The sequence below is a fragment of the Faecalibacterium sp. PGM34 genome (assembly GCF_054456555.1).
Genome location: NZ_CM136898.1, coordinates 1,913,854 through 1,931,203, shown reverse-complemented (window position 1 = coordinate 1,931,203; position 17,350 = coordinate 1,913,854). Strand labels below are relative to the sequence as shown.

Here is a 17,350-nt window from a genome sequence, read left to right as displayed (position 1 = left end):
AGTTTGTCATGATGGACAAAAAGCCGCACATCAAACCGTATCTCTATGGGATGCTCGCAGGGTTTGGTGCCATTGCACTGAGCATCATCTTCTTTTTCCTCATTTACCGCTTTGACGGCTTTGGCTCGGCTATCTCTACCCTGACCGGCATCCTGATGCCCTTTATCTACGGTGCTGTCATTGCCTATCTGCTCAAGCCTGTGTGCAATAGCATCGAAAACTTTCTGCGCCGGTTTATCCCGGAAAAGATGAACGGTCTGATCAATGCGCTGTCCGTGGCGCTTACCATCCTGTTCGGGCTTTTGCTGGTGTATGCGCTGGTCATGATGATCGTACCGCAGCTCATTACCAGCGTGACTACCCTGTATTACACCGCGCAGGCCAACATTACAAAGTTCATGAACTGGGCAAACCATCTGGAGTTTATTGAGAATAACGAGCAGATCATGGAGCTGCTCAACTCGGCCTACGCCGCCCTGAATACCAATCTGGACACATGGAACACATGGCTCAAGAACACCCTGCTGCCCTCCATGCAGAACATTGTGAGCGGCGCAGCCATCGGTGTGCTGAACGTGGTGACGGTGGCCAAGAACCTGATCATCGGCATCATCGTGGCGGTGTATATGCTGGCCAGCCGCAAGCGGTTCGTGCAGCAGGGCAAGCTGGTGCTGCACAGCATCGTCCGCCCCCGCTGGGCGCAGCTGATCACCGAGGAAGTGAAGTACGCAGACAAAATGTTCGGCGGTTTCATCAACGGCAAGATCATGGATTCTGCCATCATCGGCGTGCTGTGCTATATCGGCTGTCTGGTCTTTAAGTTCCCCAGTGCGCTGCTGGTGTCGGTGATCATCGGTGTGACCAACGTGATCCCCTTCTTCGGCCCCTTCATCGGTGCCATTCCCGCCACGCTGCTCATTCTCATCCAGAACCCCATCAAGGCGCTGTGGTTCGTGCTGTTCGTGCTGGTTTTGCAGCAGCTGGACGGCAACATCATCGGACCCAAAATTCTGGGCAACACCACCGGCCTTTCCAGCTTCTGGGTGCTGTTCGCCATCCTGCTGTTTGGCGGCCTGTGGGGCTTTGTAGGCATGATCGTGGGTGTGCCGCTGTTCGCCGTTATCTACGACGTCATCAAAAAGCTGGTCATCCACGGCTTGCAGCGCCATCAGGAGCTGACCCTGCTGAACAGCTATCACGACCAGTTCGGCGACCCTGCAGACGATGCAGCCGCACAGCCTGCTGCACCGCAACCTGCTGAAAACCAGTAAACCTTCCCTGCCCCGCACCAGAACACTTCCGATGCGGGGTATTTTTTAATCATATTACAAATTATAAATCGGAATTTGTGAAGGAGGAACATACTATGAATATAGGGTTTTGGCTATGTGGAGTTTTGGTTATTCCATTTGTGATTATAGGAGTGTTATTTGCAATATTTAAAGAAAAGGCGGCTAAATTTGTTTCGGGATTTAATTCATTACCGAAAGAAGAACAGGCATTGTATGATAAAGCTCATATTTCTCGTGATATAAAAAATCAGTGTTTTACATGGGCTGGCATAATGTTAGTAGGAGCAGTGTTGTCTTATTTTTTAACACCATATATGGCTATTCCGGCTTTTATTATTTGGCTCGTTTTATTTTTCAAAGAGGTTCACTTTGACACGCACAAAGCATTTGAAAAATATTTATTAAAATAAATTCCAGTTTATACAGCAAGACCCCCGCCTTATGTTCCGGGAAGGGACACAGGGCGGGGGTCGTTTATTGCTTTGATTCAGATTTCAGCTCAGTCCAGCGGCTGAGAGGGCTTCCAATCCTTATAGTTCTCGTACCGGCTCTCGCGGACCTTGTGGTGAGACCACACTTCGTCAGCGGTGGGCTGCCAGTCGGCAGCGTAAGCCTTGCACTTCTCGGACAGGTGCTCGACGCTTTCCGGGGACTGCAGGTCGGTGCTGTGGGCACCGGTCTCGTGCACCATCTTTTCCAGCAGCTCCGGGTTTTCCAGCATCGGGCAGGGACGCAGATGGTTCTTGTTGAAGGGCTGACCGTTGTGGTAAGCCATGAACAGCGGGCTGTGCAGAATTTCCAGAATAGACTGGTCGTGGATATTGGCGTTGGAGTAGTGGATGAACACGCAGGGCTCGGCGTCACCGGCAGAGTTGATGTGGAAGTAGTTGCGGCCGCCGGCGATGCAGCCGCCCACGAACTCGCCATCGTTCTGGAAGTCCATGGGGTAGAACGGGATATCGCACGCAGAAGAACGCAGATAGCGGATACGGTCGATCATATACTTGCGCTGCTCCGGGGTGGGCATCAGCTCCGGGGCGGCCTCGTTGCCCACGGGCATATAGTGGAAGTAGAAGCCGAAGTGTGCCCCCTTCTCGCAAAGGAACCGCATGAACGCGTCGTTGGTAACGGCTTCAATGTTCTGGCGGGTGTAGCAGATAGAAGTACCAAAGATAATGCCGTACTTTTTGAGCAGGTCCATGGCGTGCATCACAGCGGCATAGTGGCCTTCGCCGCGGCGGGCATCGTTGGTCTCCGGGGTGCCCTCGATGGACAGCATAAAGGCGATATTGCCCAGACGCCGCACTTCTTCACAGAAGGGCTCATCGATGAGGGTGGAGTTGGTGTAGATGGCAAACTGCACATCGTTGTGCTTTTCCGCCAGCTTGAGCACATCCTTCTTGCGCACCAGCGGCTCGCCGCCGGTCAACATATACAGGTACACGCCCAGCTCCTTGCCCTGCGTGACGATCTTGTCCATGTCCTCAAAGCTGAGGTTGTTCTTGTGGCCGTACTCGCCTGCCCAGCAGCCCACGCAGTGCATATTGCAGGCAGAGGTGGGGTCGAACAGGATCAGCCAGGGGATGTTGCACTGGTACTTGACGCGGTTCTCGCGGATGGTCTTGGTGCCGCGGAAGAAGGCTTCGTAGCCCAGATTCAGCGCGGTGGTACGCGCCACATGGGGGTCGGTCTGATCCAGCACGCAGTTGATAAGTTTCGTCCATTTGCTGTCGGGGTCGGTCAGTACCTTTTTGGCGTTCTCGTAGGTCTCATCGCTGAAGCCGCTGCCGTAGAACTGCTTTGCAACATCTACCAGCTGGGTCATCGTCTTTTCACGGTCTTGCTCGGCGTGGGAAAGCGCCACGTCCACTATTTTACCAAGCGCAGCACGCTGCATCTTGTGGGTCAGATTCTCAAGAGATGTATTCATAGCTTTTTCCTCCCGAAATGATTCCTTTGGAAATTCTTATTTTGCTTGACCACATCCTACCACTTTGCGTGTTTTTCTACCATAAACAGAAAATACGCCGTGATGGAAAACCCATCACGGCGTACCCTTTGATAAAATTTTATTGAAGCCACTCGGATAAAAAGCGCTTCATTCCTCTATTTTCAGGCTGCCGGTGCTCAGGCGGCACAGTGCCCGGCGGAAATCTCCGTGGATCATGGTGCTCACGCGCTCCACCATCTTCTTGGGGTCGCCTTTCATATCCCGGCGGATCCATTCCAGCGTCATGCCCACCAGTGCATACTTGTAAAAATCGACAACAAACTGTTTATCCTCATCCTGCACGGTAATATCGTGGCACTCGCGGTCTGCAAAGTCCTTCAGGATGGGGTCCAGCAATCTATAAAGGTACTGCTCCACCTGTTCCCTGCCCACCGAGCGGTAAACGTTGAGCACAAGGGTCTTGTTATCCTGCAGCTGGTGCAGAACGTCCAGATAGGCTTCGCTCCATGTACCAAAGCCCCGGCGGCCTTCCATCGCCTTGGCGGCATCCTCTGCAAGGATCCAGTCCACCAGATCGTAAATATCCTTGAAATGGTAATAAAAGGTCATGCGGTTGACCCCGCAGTCCTCGGTGATATCGTTGATCGTGATCTTGTTCAGGGGCTTTTCCAGCAGCAGCTTCTTCAAAGATGCCTCCAGTGCCCGTTTTGTCGTTTGTGACACAAAAACCCATCCTTTCCTGGCAGACGCCTCTGCCGTTTACAGTAGATCTGTGAATGATACCCCATGATTTATTTTACCGCAAAATACGACCTTATTTCAAGTAAAGATTCTTACCTTTTTATGAAGTTTGTGTGTGCGCTGCCCGCCCCGAAAGTGCTGTTTTTGCATTATATCTGCCCAAAATAAGACAAAAGTCTTGATTTTCTCACAGCGGTTGCTTAGAATGAATAAGAAGCAGAATTTTATGCAGTGCATACCTGCCGAGGGAGGGTTATTATTATGATGAAAACCATTGGGTTTTTAGGCTGTGGAAACATGGGCGGTGCCATTGCCCGCGCTGTGTGCAAGGCTACTGATCCTGAGAATGTATTTCTGGCCAACCGCACGGCGGCGAAAGCCGAGGCGCTGGCTGCTGAACTGGGCTGCCAGACGGCCACCAACGCCGAGGTGGCCGGTGACTGTGACCTGATCTTTCTGGCGGTGAAGCCCCAGATGATGGAAGCCATGCTGGAACCGCTGCGGTTTATCCTTGCCGAGCGCACCAAGCGGTTCGTGCTGTGCACCATGGCCGCCGGTCTGCCGATGGCACGCATTCAGGAGATGGCGGGCGGCGACTACCCTGTCATCCGCATCATGCCCAATACCCCGGCATCGGTGGGCGAAGGTATGATCCAGTATTGCTCTGCCAACGTGACCGCCGAGGAGGAGGCCGCATTCTGTCAGCTGATGGCTCCCGCCGGGCGTCTGGACGCCGTAGCCGAGGGCATGATCGATGCCGCAAGCTGCGTTTCCGGCTGCGGCCCGGCATGGGTGTACCAGTTTATTGAAGCGTTGGCTGACGGCGGCGTGGCCTGCGGTCTGCCCCGGGCAAAGGCACAGGAGTACGCCGCACAGATGGTGCTGGGCAGCGCAAAGCTGGTGCTGGAAAGCGGCAAGCACCCCGGTGCGCTGAAGGACGCTGTGTGCAGCCCCGGCGGCAGCACCATTCAGGGCGTGCGGGTACTGGAAGAACACGGGCTGCGCGGTGCGGTGATGGATGCCGTGCTGGCCGCTTACGACAAAACAAAGGAAATGGGAAAGGGTTAATGGAATCATGCGCATCGTTGTGAAAGTGGGCACCTCCACATTGGCATACCCCACTGGGCGGCTGAACATCCGCCATGCAGAGGAACTGGTCAAGGTATTGAGCGATTTAAAGAATGAGGGACACGAGGTCATTCTGGTGTCCTCCGGCGCTATCGGCATGGGTGTGGGCAAGCTTTCGCTGCCTACACGTCCCAAGGATACCACCACCAAGCAGGCCTGCGCCGCCGTGGGGCAGTGCGAGCTGATGTACACCTACGACCGGCTGTTCAGTGCCTACGATCACACGGTAGCGCAGATCTTGCTTACCGGCGTGGACGTGGAGCACACCGAACGCCGGGTGAACATCCAGAACACCCTGACCCGTCTGCTGGAGCTGGGCGCACTGCCCATCATCAATGAAAACGACAGTGTTGCCACCGATGAGATCACCTCCATTGGCGACAACGACACACTGGCCGCTATTGTGGCCTGCTGCTGCAAGGCCGACTTGCTGGTGCTGCTGAGCGACATTGACGGCCTGTACACTGCGAACCCCCACACCCACCCGGATGCGGCGCTCATCCCACTGGTGGAGGAGATCACCTCCGATGTGATGGCGCTGGCAGACGGTGCAGGCTCGGCGCTGGGCACCGGCGGCATGGCAACCAAGCTGCGGGCCGCCCGCATGGTGACCGGCAGCGGTGCAGATATGGTCATCGCCAACGGCGCACATCCGGAGCTGCTGTATGATATCGCTGCGGGCAAGCCCATCGGCACCCGCTTTGCCGGGCACAAGCAGCCCGCACTGTCCACACAGGAGGTTTGAGCTATGACCACACAGGAAATTCTGGAAGCCGCCCGCGGGGCAAAGGCTGCGTTGGCACTGGCTGATGGCGCCAGCCGCGCACAGGCACTGCGCAGTATGGCTGCGCAGCTGTGCAGCCCGGCAAACATGACGGCTATCCTTGCCGCAAACGCCGACGATATGGCCGCCGCAAAGGGACATATCAGCGAGGTGATGCTGGATCGTCTTGCCCTGACCGAGGAGCGCATCCGCGCCATGGCAAAGGGCATTGAAGAGGTTGCCGCCCTGCCCGATCCGGTGGGCCGGGTGCTGAAGCGGGTGGAACGCCCCAACGGGCTGGTAATCGAAAAGACCGCCGTGCCCATGGGCGTGATCGCCATCATCTACGAGAGCCGTCCCAACGTGACCAGCGATGCCGCCGCCCTTGCCATCAAGAGCGGCAACGCCTGCATCCTGCGCTGCGGCAAGGAGGCATGGCGCAGCGCCAACGCCATTGTGCAGGCTCTGCGGCAGGGGCTGCGGGAGAACAGCCTGCCGGAAAACGCGGTCTGCCTGATCGAGGATACCACCCACGCTTCTGCCAATGCCCTGATGACCGCCGTGGGCTATGTGGATCTGCTGATCCCCCGGGGCGGCGCAGGGCTGATCCGCGCCTGCGTGGAAAACGCCAAGGTGCCCTGCATCCAGACCGGTACCGGTATCTGCCACATTTTTGTGGACGACACCGCCGATCAGGCCAAGGCGCTGGACATTATTGAAAACGCCAAGGCCAGCCGCCCCAGCGTGTGCAACGCCGAGGAGGTTTGTCTGGTGCACTCTGCCATTGCACAGGAGTTTCTGCCCAAGCTCGCGCAACGTCTTGGCCCCGCCCGCGTAGCTGCGGGCAAGCTGCCGGTAGAACTGCGGCTGGATGCACGCGCTGCTGCCATCATTCCCGGTACACCTGCCGGTCCTGCGGACTTTGACACCGAGTTTCTGGACTATATTCTTGCCGTCAAGGTGGTGGACAGCGTGGACGAAGCCATTGCCCACATTGCACAGCATTCCACCGGCCACAGTGAAGCCATTCTGACCCGGACGCAGGCAGACGCCGACCGCTTTACCGCTGCGGTAGACAGTGCTGCCGTGTATGTAAACTGCTCCACCCGCTTTACCGACGGCGGCGAGTTTGGTCTGGGCTGCGAGATGGGTATTTCTACCCAGAAGCTGCACGCCCGGGGTCCCATGGGGCTGGAGGAGCTTTGCAGCTATAAATACGTTATCCACGGTGACGGGCAGATCCGGTGATCTCCCCTGCCCTCCAACCATCGCTTTTGAATCGTTTCTCATAACAAAAGGCTTCCGAACTGTCTGTGAGCATTCCTGAAGCCTTTTGTGCAGTTAGGGTCATATAGGCAAACGGCATCTGTAATCCGAATTTTCTATGATCCCATTTTTACGAACAAAAATTTTTATACTGAAAACCGTTGCCCTACTACCGCACCGCAAGTTTTTGATAGTTGAAAAAAATTTCCTGTACAGGCCGATGCAAGCTGCTTTGGCCTGTATTTTTGTTTTATCGGGATGGACTGTGTTTCAAAACAAGCACAAAAAGTGAAAAATATTTCACTTTTCCCAGAAAACGGATGCTCTTGGATAGTGGTATGTATCCAAGATTTTGCTGTTTCTCACAATGTTAAAGTATTGCTTTTATGTTTTTATAGGTGAAAAAAACAAAATTTTCTCTTGACAGAGCGTTTTTGATGCGGTAAAACTATATTGTAAGATTTGATATCGATTTCACTCCCGTTTCACAGGATTTCAAAATTCGTACATCATAACTGGTACTATGTAAAAATAAGTAAAGGAGAGAGCATCCTATGACGATCGCAATTCTTGCCCACGATTCCCGCAAAGAACTGGCCTTGCAGTTCTGTACCGCTTACAGTGCCATCCTTTCCCGCAATAATGTTATTGCCACCGGTACCACCGGCCGGATGCTTGCGCAGACCACTGGTCTGCCGGTGCATTGTTACCTCTCGGGTAAGCTGGGCGGTGTGCAGCAGATCACCTCCCGCGTTGCCTGCGATGAAGTGGATCTGGTGCTGTTCTTCCGCGACCCGCTGAAGGCCGATGCCGCCAGTCTGACCGAGCAGAATCTGCTGCGCCTGTGCGATATGCACAGCGTACCCATTGCCACCAACATTGCTACCGCAGAGGTGCTGCTGCGTGGTCTGGATCAGGGAGATCTGGACTACCGCGAGGGGATTCACCCGGCCTTGATCGAGCCGATCCCCGTGGTGCAGGCCCGTGCCGTGTAAGCGTTTATTTGTGTGTTATATTGTGTATAGAGGGAAAAAGGAGCTATCGCAGCGTGTTGTGCGATAGCTCCTTTTTGTTATAACGATGTCCTGCCCGCAGGGCAAACATTACTCCTTAAAATAAGCTTTCTGGACAGCCAGCAGCACACCGGCGCGGCTGGCTGCAAAGTTCAGGCCGCCCTGCAAATAGCAGGTATAGGGAGCGCGCAGAGGGCCATCGCAGGAAAGCTCAATGGTGCTGCCCTGCGTAAAGCTGCCGCTGGCCATGACCACCTCGTCGGTGTAGCCCGGCTCCGGGCTGGGTTCCGGGGCGGCATAGCTGTCCACGGGACTGGCGGCCTGAATGCCCTGACAGAAGCCGATGAGCGCTTCTGCCGTACCGGCATCAAAGCAGGTGACGATATCGTTGTGATCCTCGCAGTAGCGCGGGATGGGCTTTTTGCCCAGCAGCTCCAGCATGCACTGAGCGTAGATGGCGGTCTTGATAGCCTCGCACACCACGCCGGGGGCGTAGTAGAAGCCCAGATACATATCCCGGGGCGTCTCCAGCGTGCAACCCAGCTCCTTGCCAAGGCCGGGGGCGTTCAGGCGGTAAGCGCACAGCTCCACCAGATCCCTGCGTCCTACGATGTAGCCGCCGGTGGGTGCAATGCCGCCGCCGGGGTTTTTGATCAAGCTGCCCACGGCGATATCTGCGCCCACCTGACAGGGCTCCTGCGTCTGGGTGAACTCGCCGTAGCAGTTGTCCACAAAGATGATGATCTCCGGGTTTGCGGCACGGGCGGTATCGGCAATTTTGCGGATGGTGGCCAGATCAAAGGCGTTGCGCTGTAAATAGCCGCGGCTGCGCTGGATGTGACACACCTTAGCGTCGGGAGCCTTTTGGGCGATCAGCTCGTAGTCCGGGGTGAAGTCGGCCTTGAGGGGAGCTTCGTCGTAGTTTACGCCGTAGTCCATCAGGGTACCGGTGCCCTTGCCCTTGCCGTCCAGACCGATGACGCCCTCCAGCGTATCGTAGGGGCGGCCGGTGGCAGCCAGCAGGGTGTCCCCTGCCCGCAGCAGACCAAACAGTGCCACCGCCAGCGTGTGGGTACCGCTCTGGAACTGGCTGCGCACCAGCGCATCCTCTGCGCCCATGACCTGTGCAAAGATCTGCTCCAGCTTGGCGCGGCCGGTATCCCACAGGCCGTAGCCGGTGGTGCCCAGCATATCGGTGGAGGACATCTGGGTATCTGCAAAGGCCTTGAGCATCTTCAGCTGGTTGAAATCCCGGATCTCCTCCATCTGGCGGAAATAGGGCTGGCACAGCTCCATGGCCTTTTCGTCCAGCGCCAGCACCTCGGGCTTGTAATTAAAAAAGTGGTTCAGAATCGACATTATAACGTGATAGTTCCTTCCTGTTATTTTTGGCTCTCTGAGCCTTTGTGTTGCAATGCCAGTTCTTCCTTTCGGGAGAACTGGCATTTTTTGCAAAAAGCTTTATTATTTTTCGGGCACATAGCGGGCGTACTCTGCCAGCTTTACAAAGCCAAGGCGTGTATAAAACCGCACCCGCTCCGGTGCGCAGAGGAATACCGGGCGCAGGCCTTCAGCGGCAAGGCTGTTTGCCATTTCCACAATGAGCCGCCCGCCGATGCCTCTGCCCCGCAGCGGCTCTGCGGTCTGCCCGCAGGCCATGTAGGCCTGCCCATTGCACAGGGCATAAGCACCCACGGTGCAGACGACCGTGCTTCCCTGTTCCAATGTCCACGCCATTGCCCTGCCCCGGCTGCGCTTTGTACACAGCTCCGAGTAAAAATCCGCCTGCCGGGCGGGGTCTGCGGGGTAAAGTGCTGCTGCCACCCGGGCGGCGGGCGCTTCCCGACAGAGGGTCAGCTGCGTCCACAAAGCTTCGTCCACGGCGGGCAGGGGCAGTGACCCAGTCTGCGGCAGACCAAACACGGTCAGCGTTTCTGCCTTGTGCCAGCCGTCCGGCGGCGGGCAGACAGTCTCGTCCAGAATGGCACTCTCGCACCCGCAGAAGGACAAAAAGCTTGCCAGCTCTGCGGGGTTTGCGTGCCCGGCCAGCCATGCCGTGCTGCCGGAAAGCTCCAGCGCCAGCGTGGGGCCCGCATAGAATCGCCACGGCTGGCTTTTGCGAAAGAGCGCACAGTCCAGCGGCAGCAGAGCGTCCAGCACCGGCAGACCCCGGCAGGCATTTGCGAACCGGGTGCGGCGCTTTGCATCCTTTACCTGTGCGATCACTTGAGCGCGTTGACGATCTTTTTGAACTCGCGGCCGCGCACCTCAAAGTTGGGGTACAGGTCAAAAGAAGCACTTGCCGGGGACAGGATGATGATATCCCCGGGCTTCGCGGCGGCACGCGCCAGCTCTACGGCGTGCTGCATGTTATCTGCGTGCTGAATGGGCAGCGCAGTCTCGTCAAAGCCGGGGCACTCCCGCACAGCCTGCTCGATGCGGGGGCCGGTAGCACCCATCAGCACCAGATTTTTGACGTGGGCGATGACCTCCGGCGCCAGCGGCTCGTAAGGGATGTGCTTATCGTAGCCGCCCGCGATGAGGATGACCTTCTGGCCAAAGCTGCGCAGACCGGCAATGGTACGGGTGGGGCTGGTGCCGATAGAATCGTTATAGTACAGCACGCCGTCCAAGGTGCGCACCGGCTCGATGCGGTGCTCCACACCGGTGAAGGTGCCGCCCACCTGACGGATAGCTTCTACGGGCACCTCGCCCCACACGGCAGCGGCAGCAGCCAGCAGATTTTCGATGTTGTGCAGGCCGCGCAGCTTGATGTCCTTTTGGGCAAGGAAAGGGGTCACAACGCCATCCTCGGCCATGCAGAGCATGCCGTCCTCCTTGCGCAGGAAAGCACCGTTGTCGGTATCGTGCAGGCGGGTGAACCACACCTGCTTGCCCTTACAGTCTGCCTGCATGGAGCGGCTGATCTCGTTCTCATAGCCCAGCACGGCGCGGCAGGGCTGCTTCTGGTACAGCAGGATATTGCGCTTGGCATCGATGTATTCCTGCATGTCCTTGTGGTGGTCCAGATGGTTCGGGGTCACGTTGGTGACCACCGCAATGTTGGGGCTTGCGTGCATGCTGATCAGCTGGAAGCTGGAAAGCTCCACCACAGCCACATCCTCCGGGGAAACCTCCGGCAGCATGGGCAGCAGCGCTGCGCCGATGTTGCCGCCCAGATGCACCTTGCGGCCTGCGGCCTCGTAGAACTTGGAGATGAGGGTGGTGGTGGTGGTCTTGCCGTCCGAGCCGGTCACTGCAACGATCTCGCAGGGGCAGAAGTCGAAGAACAGTTCCACCTCACTGGTGACCATAGTGCCGGCAGCCATGGCATCCTGCAGGGGCTTTTCAAAGTAGCCCACAAAGCCCGGGGTGCGCATGATGATGTCCTGTCCCTTGAAGCCGTCCAGATAGTTTTCGCCAAGGCTCAGGTCAATACCCAGCTCCCGGATGGTGGCGGCGTAATCGCCAAAATCCTCCACGCTCTTTTTCTGGTCGCACAGGGTCACATGAGCGCCCAGTTCCACAAACTCCTTGATGAGGGTCTTGTGGCTGACGCCTGCGCCGATAAAGGCGACCTTTTTGCCCTGGATAAGCTGGGCAAGCTTCTGCTGATCTTTCTGCATAAAAACAGTTCCTCCTCTATAGGATCATGGTATAGCACCGCGCCGCACGGGCAGCGCGGGAATCACTTTGCTGTACCATTATAGTCCATTTGCGCGCAATTGGCAACGGAAAACCGCACAGTCTGCTTCAAAAAGCCCGATAAATTCACAAAAAGACAATTGTTTTTTCCGCTGCTTTCTGCTACACTTGTCGTTGCAGAGCGTTTTTTGCCGTTTCTGCGCGAAGATGAACGGAATGAGGTTATTCTTTTTGAAACGATGGTTGCGTTTTACCGCAGCGGTGCTGGCTGCTGCGTTTCTTTTTGCCCTGACCGGCTGCGGCAGCTCCACAAACTCTGCCAGCTTTACATGGTTCGTGGACAGCATCCCCGCAAATCTGGATCCACAGGTGGCTTCCGCTGCGTCGGATGTCATCGCCTGTGAAAACCTGTACGGCACGCTGGTGCGCAAAGACCCGGACGGTGAACTTGTGCCGGGGCTGTGCGAAAAATGGACGGTGTCCCCGGACGGGCTGACCTACACCTTTACCCTGAAGGACGGCCTGACCTACGCAGCCGCCAAGGGTACTGCCACAGAGTACGGTATTACCGCCGAGGATTTTGTGTTTGCATTCCGGCGCATTTTCCGCGCCGATACCGCCTCGCCCTATGCGGTGGAGTTTTCCGCCATCCAGAACAGCGCCGCCGTGCTGATGGGGCTGGCAGACGAAAGCAGTCTGGGCGTTTCGGCCAATGGGGCGCTGACGTTGGTGTTCCGGCTGAGCGAGCGGGACGATAATTTTTTAGCAAAGCTGGCCATGCCCGGTGCAGCCCCCTGTGACGAGGTCTTTTTTGAGAGCACCCGGGGCACCTACGGGCTGACCGCCAAGACTACGCTTTCCAGCGGCAGCTTTTACCTGTATAACTGGACGGCAAACGGCCTGTTTTTGCGGCGTACTGTGGAGAGCCCGCTGGTCGGAAGTCTGCGTCTGGTGCAGGACACCAGCGGCAGCGGCAAAAGCGCAGCCCAGCTCATTGCCGACGGCAAATGCTCTGCCGCGCTGGACGAGAGCGGCGAAGCCACCAGCTTGCAGACCGTAAGCTATTCCGACACCACATGGGCGCTGCTGTTCAACGCGGCGGAGGGGACGGTGTTCCAGAACCAGCAGCTGCGGCAGGCGCTGGCCGGTATTGCCCGGGAAAACGCCGATGTGCCCTCCAGCGGCCTGTACGCCGCTGCAAAGGGGCTTGTGCCGGAGGGACTGACCGTGGACGGTCTGGACTACCGCAAAGCTGCCGGGAATCCCCTGCCCACCATCCCAGAGCCGAAGGCCCTGTATCTGGCTGCGCGGCAGGGCATGGCGACCTCGGATTTTTCCGGCGTGACCCTGCTGCTGCCCAAGAACGCCGGGCTGGGCGAACTGGCCGACCAGATCAACAGCGCATGGCAGAAGGAGTGTTCCCTGTTCTTCTCGGTGGAAGAGGTGGAGCAGGACGAGTTTGATACCCGCATTGCCGCCGGGAAATACACCATTGCCCTTGCGCCCATCCGTGCCGAGGGCGGCAGCGTGTACCAGATGCTGCAGCAGTTCACCACTGAGGGAGGTAGCCTGACCGGCTACGCCGATACTGTTTATGCCGACCGTCTGGCCCTGAGCGCACAGCAGACCGGCAAAGCCCGCTGTGCCCTGCTGGCGCAGTGCGAGCAGCAGCTGCTGGAAGGCTGCACCGTAGTGCCCCTGATGGCACAGCAGAAGCGTCTGCTGCTGGCGAACGGCGTGCGCGACTTGGTATTCGACCCGTTTTTCCCTGTGCTGGACCTGACTTGGGCTAAAATGAGCTGACCGCAAATTTCGTGCAGAAAAGCCTTGACATTCCCGCCCTGCTTTGTTACAATAATGGAGCACTTGCAGGGTTAGCTCATCCGGTAGAGCGACTGCTTCCCAAGCAGTAGGCGGCGGGTTCGAGTCCCGTATCCTGCTCCAAAATATAGCGGTGAAACGTTCAAAGTTTGTTCGTTTTACCGCTTTTTTGTTTGCGTCCATTTCAAAAAATGACGTAAAAATTCGTGATAAGTCCTCGTAAACTCCCCAATAAGCTCCCCAAAACACGACACTCCCAAGGGATTTTTCTTTCCCTCAGGAGTGTCGTTTTGTCCATATTTATTTTCTTCTCCCTCCCCCACCCCAAAAGCAAAGCGGCAGGCTCTGGAACAGCCTGCCGCTTTAATCGTGCAACGAAAATTCTACCTCAGACAAATAAGATATAATTCTATCAGCACTTAACCCGTGCCGCTATTATACCACGCCCTCAGCGTTTCATCAACACTTCTTCATCCTCTCCAGCGTCTCGTCCGCCTTGATGGCCTCCGGCGTGAAAGAGTTATTCTTCCACCACGCCACCAGCGCCGCAATGCTTGTGATCCCCGCCGTCACCAGCTGCTCCACCGTCTCGCTCTCGATGGGCAGCACCGGCTTGCCTAGGGCGCTCAGCACCTGATTGGTCAGCGCCAGCAGCAGGCAGGCGGTGCGTGCCACGGTGCCCGCAGATATGGTCGGTTCGTTGTAAGTAGAGATGTGTGCTTTCATGTTCAGCTTCCTTTCTGCTCTTCTTCCGAGCGCTGCTTCAAAATATCCACGGCTCTTGCCAGCACCTTCGGGATCGGTACGCCCATCAGCCCCGCGTTCTCGATGATGCTCAAGGTCTCATTTGCAATAAATCCGATCACCACCGCATCCCGCACAAAGCTGGAGCCCATCACGGCATCCAGCCGGCACGCCACCAGTACGATCAGCAGGCTCATGCCCTTGCGGCACAGGCCCTTCCACCCCGCTCTGCTCTCCAGCGTGCCGGTCTTGGTCTTAGGGCTTGCATGGAACACCCCCGCCACGATCAGACCGGTGATGTAGTCCACCGCCATGCAGATGATCAACGTCTGCAGCGCCGCGTCCCAGCCGCCGTACAGGCTGGCAATGGCACCGCCGATCAGCCCCACGGCAGTGCAAAAATACTCCTTCATCTTCACGTCCTCCTCGTCCTTTTTACTGCTGCTTGACGCAGCGGTTGGTCAGTTTGCCGTACACGTCCTCGTACAGCTCCTGCTTATCGCCGTTGTAGGTGTACTCGGCATAGATGCCGTCACCGCTCACGGTGGTAGACAGCAGCGCCTTGTAGTTCTGAAGCGTCTTACAAGCCCATACCACAAAGACGTTTTCGAGGGTGATTTTGGTCTCGCGGTGCGCATTGTACCACTCAACCAGTGCGTTCTTGCACACGCTTTCGTATTCTGCCATACCGGTAATGATCATAGTATGTATCCTCCTTCATAACGTCCATCTGCTCTTTGTCGCCCGGGTATCCACGTGCACCCAGCCGGTGGCTCTGCCCGCCTTGACGGGGTAGCGTCCCACGCCTCCCCAGTCCGGCATCAGGCTTTCGGCGTAGGCGGCTACGTCCTCCACGCTTACGCCCTGCACCCGGATGTCTGCCGCCCGGCCCAGCAGGTGCTGGCTGCTCTTTGCGCCGCCCACGGCCGCATTGTGCGCCGCCGTCCGGTAGCCGCTGGTGATTGTCACCGGCTTCCCAAAGTGCTCCCGGATGCACTGCAGCACCACGGTCAGCGCCTCGTCCACCATAACGGTGTCGCTGCCATCTTTGCAGCGCAGCTCCCGCACCTTAAAGTCCGGTGCAAGGCGGCGGTTGCCGTCTTTGGTAAGGCTGTATTGTTTGATTGCCATAGTTCACATCCTTTCCTTAACCGTTGTATTCCTTGATATAAGCGCTATGGAAGATAGTGCCTGCGGGGCAGAAATTCAGGGTCGCACGGTTGCCCAGCAGGATCGCGTCACAGGCGCTCTTGAAGGTCTTGAAGCCGGGGTACTTGTTCTCTGCGCCGCCATGGGCAGGCATTGTCCAGGTGCACCAGTTTTCGCCGTTTGTATTTGCCTGCATCGCAAACTCACCGCCGCCGGAGGTGTTCAGCCGCAGCCGCAGATGATGGTGCAGGGACTGGTCACCCCACCACATATAGGTGTTTCCCAGTGAAGTGCCACCGGCGTCTGTCGCCCAGCGCCATGCGCAGTCTGCTTCTGCCGTTTTTCCTTCCGCAATGCCATAGATCGAAGGCCACGCATAGCTGTACTGCTCACTGCCGAAGGCGAGCACATTCGCAGTGCCCTTTGCCAGCGAAATAAAGCCCTTATTGCTCAGGCCATCTCCGTACAGGCTTGCAGGGAGCGTGAAGTCCATGTAGATCTCGATGTCGTCCGGCATCCCGCTTACCACGGGGATCTTCACGGCACTGTTTGCAGCCAGCGTCAGGCCGTCCCCGGTCAGATAGCCGCTTTCAGTGCCATCCCGGTGTCTGCGGTACATGGTGGCGAAGTGGTTCACCGCCGCCACGATGGGGGATTCAAAGCCCACGTTCTTGCAGGGGTTCAGGCCGGTGGTGGTGGCAGCCTGATACCAGTGCGCGCTGCTGCCCACCATGTACACACCGTCCAGTGCCGTATCGGTCAGTGCGATCTGGCTCTCGGTGCCGGAGGCAAGGCTCTGGCCGTAGATGATGATCTGCGCATAGTCTCAGCCAGCCACGTCCGCATAGTTCACGCAGCCCCTGCGGCTGGGCGTGTAGACAGGTGCTGCGGTCGCCGTACCCAGAGTGCCGGGGTCGCCCTTGTCGCCTTTCGGGCCAGCCGGGCCTGCCGGTGAGCAGCTTCTTGAAATAGGCCAGCTCCTTGTCGGCCTGCTCCCGATCGACTGCCTTGAAATAGCCATACACGCCGCATGGGATGCCCATCCGCTTGCATTCTGCGTAGTTGCGGGCAAACTGCGGGTCGGTGTAGGGCTTGCTTGGCAGACCCTCGGCGCTGTTGCCCATGGCGCGAATCATCACGCCGTCCACCTTGCCGCTTGCCTTGACCTTCTCCCAGTCAATCGTGCCCTGATACCGGGATACGTCCATGATTTAAGCCATAGCGTCCTCCTTACTGTACGATTTCCTCAAAGCCGCTCTTGATAAGAATTGCCTTGACCTTCTCCTTCAACAGGCGGGGGCAGCGCTCATACAGAGCCTTTGCCTCTTCCATAGTCTCAGCAGACATAATTTCCTGTGCCCACAACATCACCATCATAAATACAGTCCTTTCCAGTTTCTGTTTAACACGCTCAAGCATATACGATCTCGCTCATTTCAAGCAAGCATTGCTTGAGCATCGCATTTTCTTCTTTCAGCGTCTTGTTATCTTCCTGCAGTGCCGCCACTGTCTCCGGCAGCTTGTCCTTTGCTTCCTGCTTTTTGCGTGCTTCTTCCTGCGCGGCCAGCTCTTCGGCGGTGTAGCGGATGTACCTCTGGATAGGCACCTGCTCCACCCATTCCTCCTGCGCGGTCACACCGGGACGGTCAACGATCTTCTGCACGTCCCTGCCACCGTTCGGATACTCGGTCACGGTCTCCCAGTGCCACTGCTCCTCCACGCCTTCCACGGCGGGGTGCTCCACTGGCTCGGTGCCGCCCACCAGATACCCAAGCGTCAGGTCGGGGTTTTCCACGACCGCGCCGTTCTCGTCAATGATTTTCATAAGTCAAAGCCT

Annotated in this window: 20 protein-coding genes and 1 tRNA gene; 8 read left to right on the top strand and 13 right to left on the bottom strand. The window is 57.2% G+C overall.

What is annotated here, in order from left to right; all coding sequences use genetic code 11:
- The first annotated feature begins 8 nt into the window (after positions 1 to 8).
- Together ACXPUX_RS09040 and ACXPUX_RS09035 are read left to right on the top strand one after the other, a co-directional pair.
- A complete protein-coding gene (locus tag ACXPUX_RS09040; RefSeq protein WP_458828021.1) occupies positions 9 to 1,271 on the top strand; it encodes an AI-2E family transporter in 1,263 nt (420 codons plus the stop codon).
- Positions 1,272 to 1,366: 95 nt separating this feature from the next.
- A complete protein-coding gene (locus ACXPUX_RS09035) occupies positions 1,367 to 1,702 on the top strand; it encodes a DUF3784 domain-containing protein (RefSeq protein WP_040646272.1) in 336 nt (111 codons plus the stop codon).
- A gap of 89 nt (positions 1,703 to 1,791) precedes the next feature.
- Here ACXPUX_RS09035 and ACXPUX_RS09030 read toward each other — a convergent pair whose 3' ends face one another.
- Positions 1,792 to 3,222, bottom strand: coding sequence for a radical SAM protein (locus ACXPUX_RS09030; protein WP_458828020.1), 1,431 nt, complete (start codon positions 3,220 to 3,222; stop codon positions 1,792 to 1,794).
- A 168-nt stretch (positions 3,223 to 3,390) separates the two neighbouring features.
- On the bottom strand, positions 3,391 to 3,966 hold the full coding sequence (locus ACXPUX_RS09025) for a TetR-like C-terminal domain-containing protein (RefSeq protein WP_458828019.1): 576 nt from the start codon (positions 3,964 to 3,966) through the stop codon (positions 3,391 to 3,393).
- 279 nt (positions 3,967 to 4,245) lie between these two features.
- Between ACXPUX_RS09025 and proC the strand changes: the two genes are divergently transcribed.
- From proC to ACXPUX_RS09005, 4 genes are all read left to right on the top strand, one after another.
- Positions 4,246 to 5,052, top strand: coding sequence for a pyrroline-5-carboxylate reductase (proC, locus tag ACXPUX_RS09020; RefSeq protein WP_458828018.1), 807 nt, complete (start codon positions 4,246 to 4,248; stop codon positions 5,050 to 5,052).
- Between the two features lie 7 nt (positions 5,053 to 5,059).
- The gene (gene proB / locus ACXPUX_RS09015) at positions 5,060 to 5,857 is read left to right on the top strand and encodes a glutamate 5-kinase (protein WP_458828017.1); all 798 of its coding nucleotides are present in this window, start codon (positions 5,060 to 5,062) and stop codon (positions 5,855 to 5,857) included.
- 3 nt (positions 5,858 to 5,860) lie between these two features.
- Complete coding sequence (locus tag ACXPUX_RS09010) at positions 5,861 to 7,123, top strand: glutamate-5-semialdehyde dehydrogenase (RefSeq protein WP_458828016.1); 1,263 nt, start codon at positions 5,861 to 5,863, stop codon at positions 7,121 to 7,123.
- Between the two features lie 572 nt (positions 7,124 to 7,695).
- Positions 7,696 to 8,136, top strand: a complete 441-nt coding sequence (locus ACXPUX_RS09005) for a methylglyoxal synthase (RefSeq protein WP_458828015.1) — start codon at positions 7,696 to 7,698, stop codon at positions 8,134 to 8,136.
- 108 nt (positions 8,137 to 8,244) lie between these two features.
- On the opposite strand, the gene ACXPUX_RS09000 is transcribed toward ACXPUX_RS09005, so the two are convergent.
- The 3 genes from ACXPUX_RS09000 to murD form a co-directional block, all read right to left on the bottom strand.
- On the bottom strand, positions 8,245 to 9,513 hold the full coding sequence (locus tag ACXPUX_RS09000; protein WP_458828014.1) for a methionine gamma-lyase family protein: 1,269 nt from the start codon (positions 9,511 to 9,513) through the stop codon (positions 8,245 to 8,247).
- 105 nt (positions 9,514 to 9,618) lie between these two features.
- Positions 9,619 to 10,380 carry a GNAT family N-acetyltransferase gene (locus ACXPUX_RS08995; RefSeq protein WP_458828013.1) on the bottom strand — a complete coding sequence of 254 codons (762 nt, stop codon included), beginning with the start codon at positions 10,378 to 10,380 and terminating at the stop codon, positions 9,619 to 9,621.
- Complete coding sequence (gene murD / locus ACXPUX_RS08990) at positions 10,377 to 11,780, bottom strand: UDP-N-acetylmuramoyl-L-alanine--D-glutamate ligase (protein ID WP_458828012.1); 1,404 nt, start codon at positions 11,778 to 11,780, stop codon at positions 10,377 to 10,379. The genes ACXPUX_RS08995 and murD overlap by 4 nt, the downstream gene beginning before the upstream one ends.
- Positions 11,781 to 12,030: 250 nt before the next feature.
- Here murD and ACXPUX_RS08985 point away from each other — a divergent pair, with 250 nt between their 5' ends.
- Both ACXPUX_RS08985 and ACXPUX_RS08980 read left to right on the top strand, forming a co-directional pair.
- A complete protein-coding gene (locus ACXPUX_RS08985; protein WP_458828011.1) occupies positions 12,031 to 13,602 on the top strand; it encodes an ABC transporter substrate-binding protein in 1,572 nt (523 codons plus the stop codon).
- 65 nt (positions 13,603 to 13,667) lie between these two features.
- Positions 13,668 to 13,743: transfer RNA gene (locus tag ACXPUX_RS08980), tRNA-Gly, on the top strand.
- Positions 13,744 to 14,079: 336 nt separating this feature from the next.
- Here ACXPUX_RS08980 and ACXPUX_RS08975 read toward each other — a convergent pair.
- Genes ACXPUX_RS08975 through ACXPUX_RS08940 form a run of 8 tightly spaced genes read right to left on the bottom strand, consistent with a single transcriptional unit; the run spans position 14,080 to position 17,338 of the window.
- Positions 14,080 to 14,346 carry a phage holin gene (locus ACXPUX_RS08975; RefSeq protein ID WP_458828010.1) on the bottom strand — a complete coding sequence of 89 codons (267 nt, stop codon included), beginning with the start codon at positions 14,344 to 14,346 and terminating at the stop codon, positions 14,080 to 14,082.
- A 2-nt stretch (positions 14,347 to 14,348) separates the two neighbouring features.
- Entirely contained in the window at positions 14,349 to 14,777 is a 429-nt protein-coding gene (locus ACXPUX_RS08970) for a phage holin family protein (RefSeq protein WP_458828009.1), read from the bottom strand.
- A 22-nt stretch (positions 14,778 to 14,799) separates the two neighbouring features.
- Positions 14,800 to 15,066: a DUF6275 family protein gene (locus ACXPUX_RS08965; RefSeq protein WP_458828008.1), complete on the bottom strand. Its 267-nt coding sequence runs from the start codon at positions 15,064 to 15,066 to the stop codon at positions 14,800 to 14,802.
- A gap of 15 nt (positions 15,067 to 15,081) precedes the next feature.
- Positions 15,082 to 15,495: a YcbK family protein gene (locus ACXPUX_RS08960; RefSeq protein ID WP_458828007.1), complete on the bottom strand. Its 414-nt coding sequence runs from the start codon at positions 15,493 to 15,495 to the stop codon at positions 15,082 to 15,084.
- A 16-nt stretch (positions 15,496 to 15,511) separates the two neighbouring features.
- Positions 15,512 to 16,246 (bottom strand): hypothetical protein, encoded by a 735-nt coding sequence (locus tag ACXPUX_RS08955; protein WP_458828006.1) that lies wholly within the window; start codon positions 16,244 to 16,246, stop codon positions 15,512 to 15,514.
- Entirely contained in the window at positions 16,170 to 16,721 is a 552-nt protein-coding gene (locus tag ACXPUX_RS08950) for a GH25 family lysozyme (RefSeq protein WP_458828005.1), read from the bottom strand. The genes ACXPUX_RS08955 and ACXPUX_RS08950 overlap by 77 nt, the downstream gene beginning before the upstream one ends.
- Positions 16,722 to 16,743: 22 nt before the next feature.
- Positions 16,744 to 16,890: a hypothetical protein gene (locus tag ACXPUX_RS08945; protein ID WP_458828004.1), complete on the bottom strand. Its 147-nt coding sequence runs from the start codon at positions 16,888 to 16,890 to the stop codon at positions 16,744 to 16,746.
- 34 nt (positions 16,891 to 16,924) lie between these two features.
- The gene (locus ACXPUX_RS08940) at positions 16,925 to 17,338 is read right to left on the bottom strand and encodes a hypothetical protein (RefSeq protein WP_458828003.1); all 414 of its coding nucleotides are present in this window, start codon (positions 17,336 to 17,338) and stop codon (positions 16,925 to 16,927) included.
- Between the last annotated feature and the right edge of the window lie 12 nt (positions 17,339 to 17,350).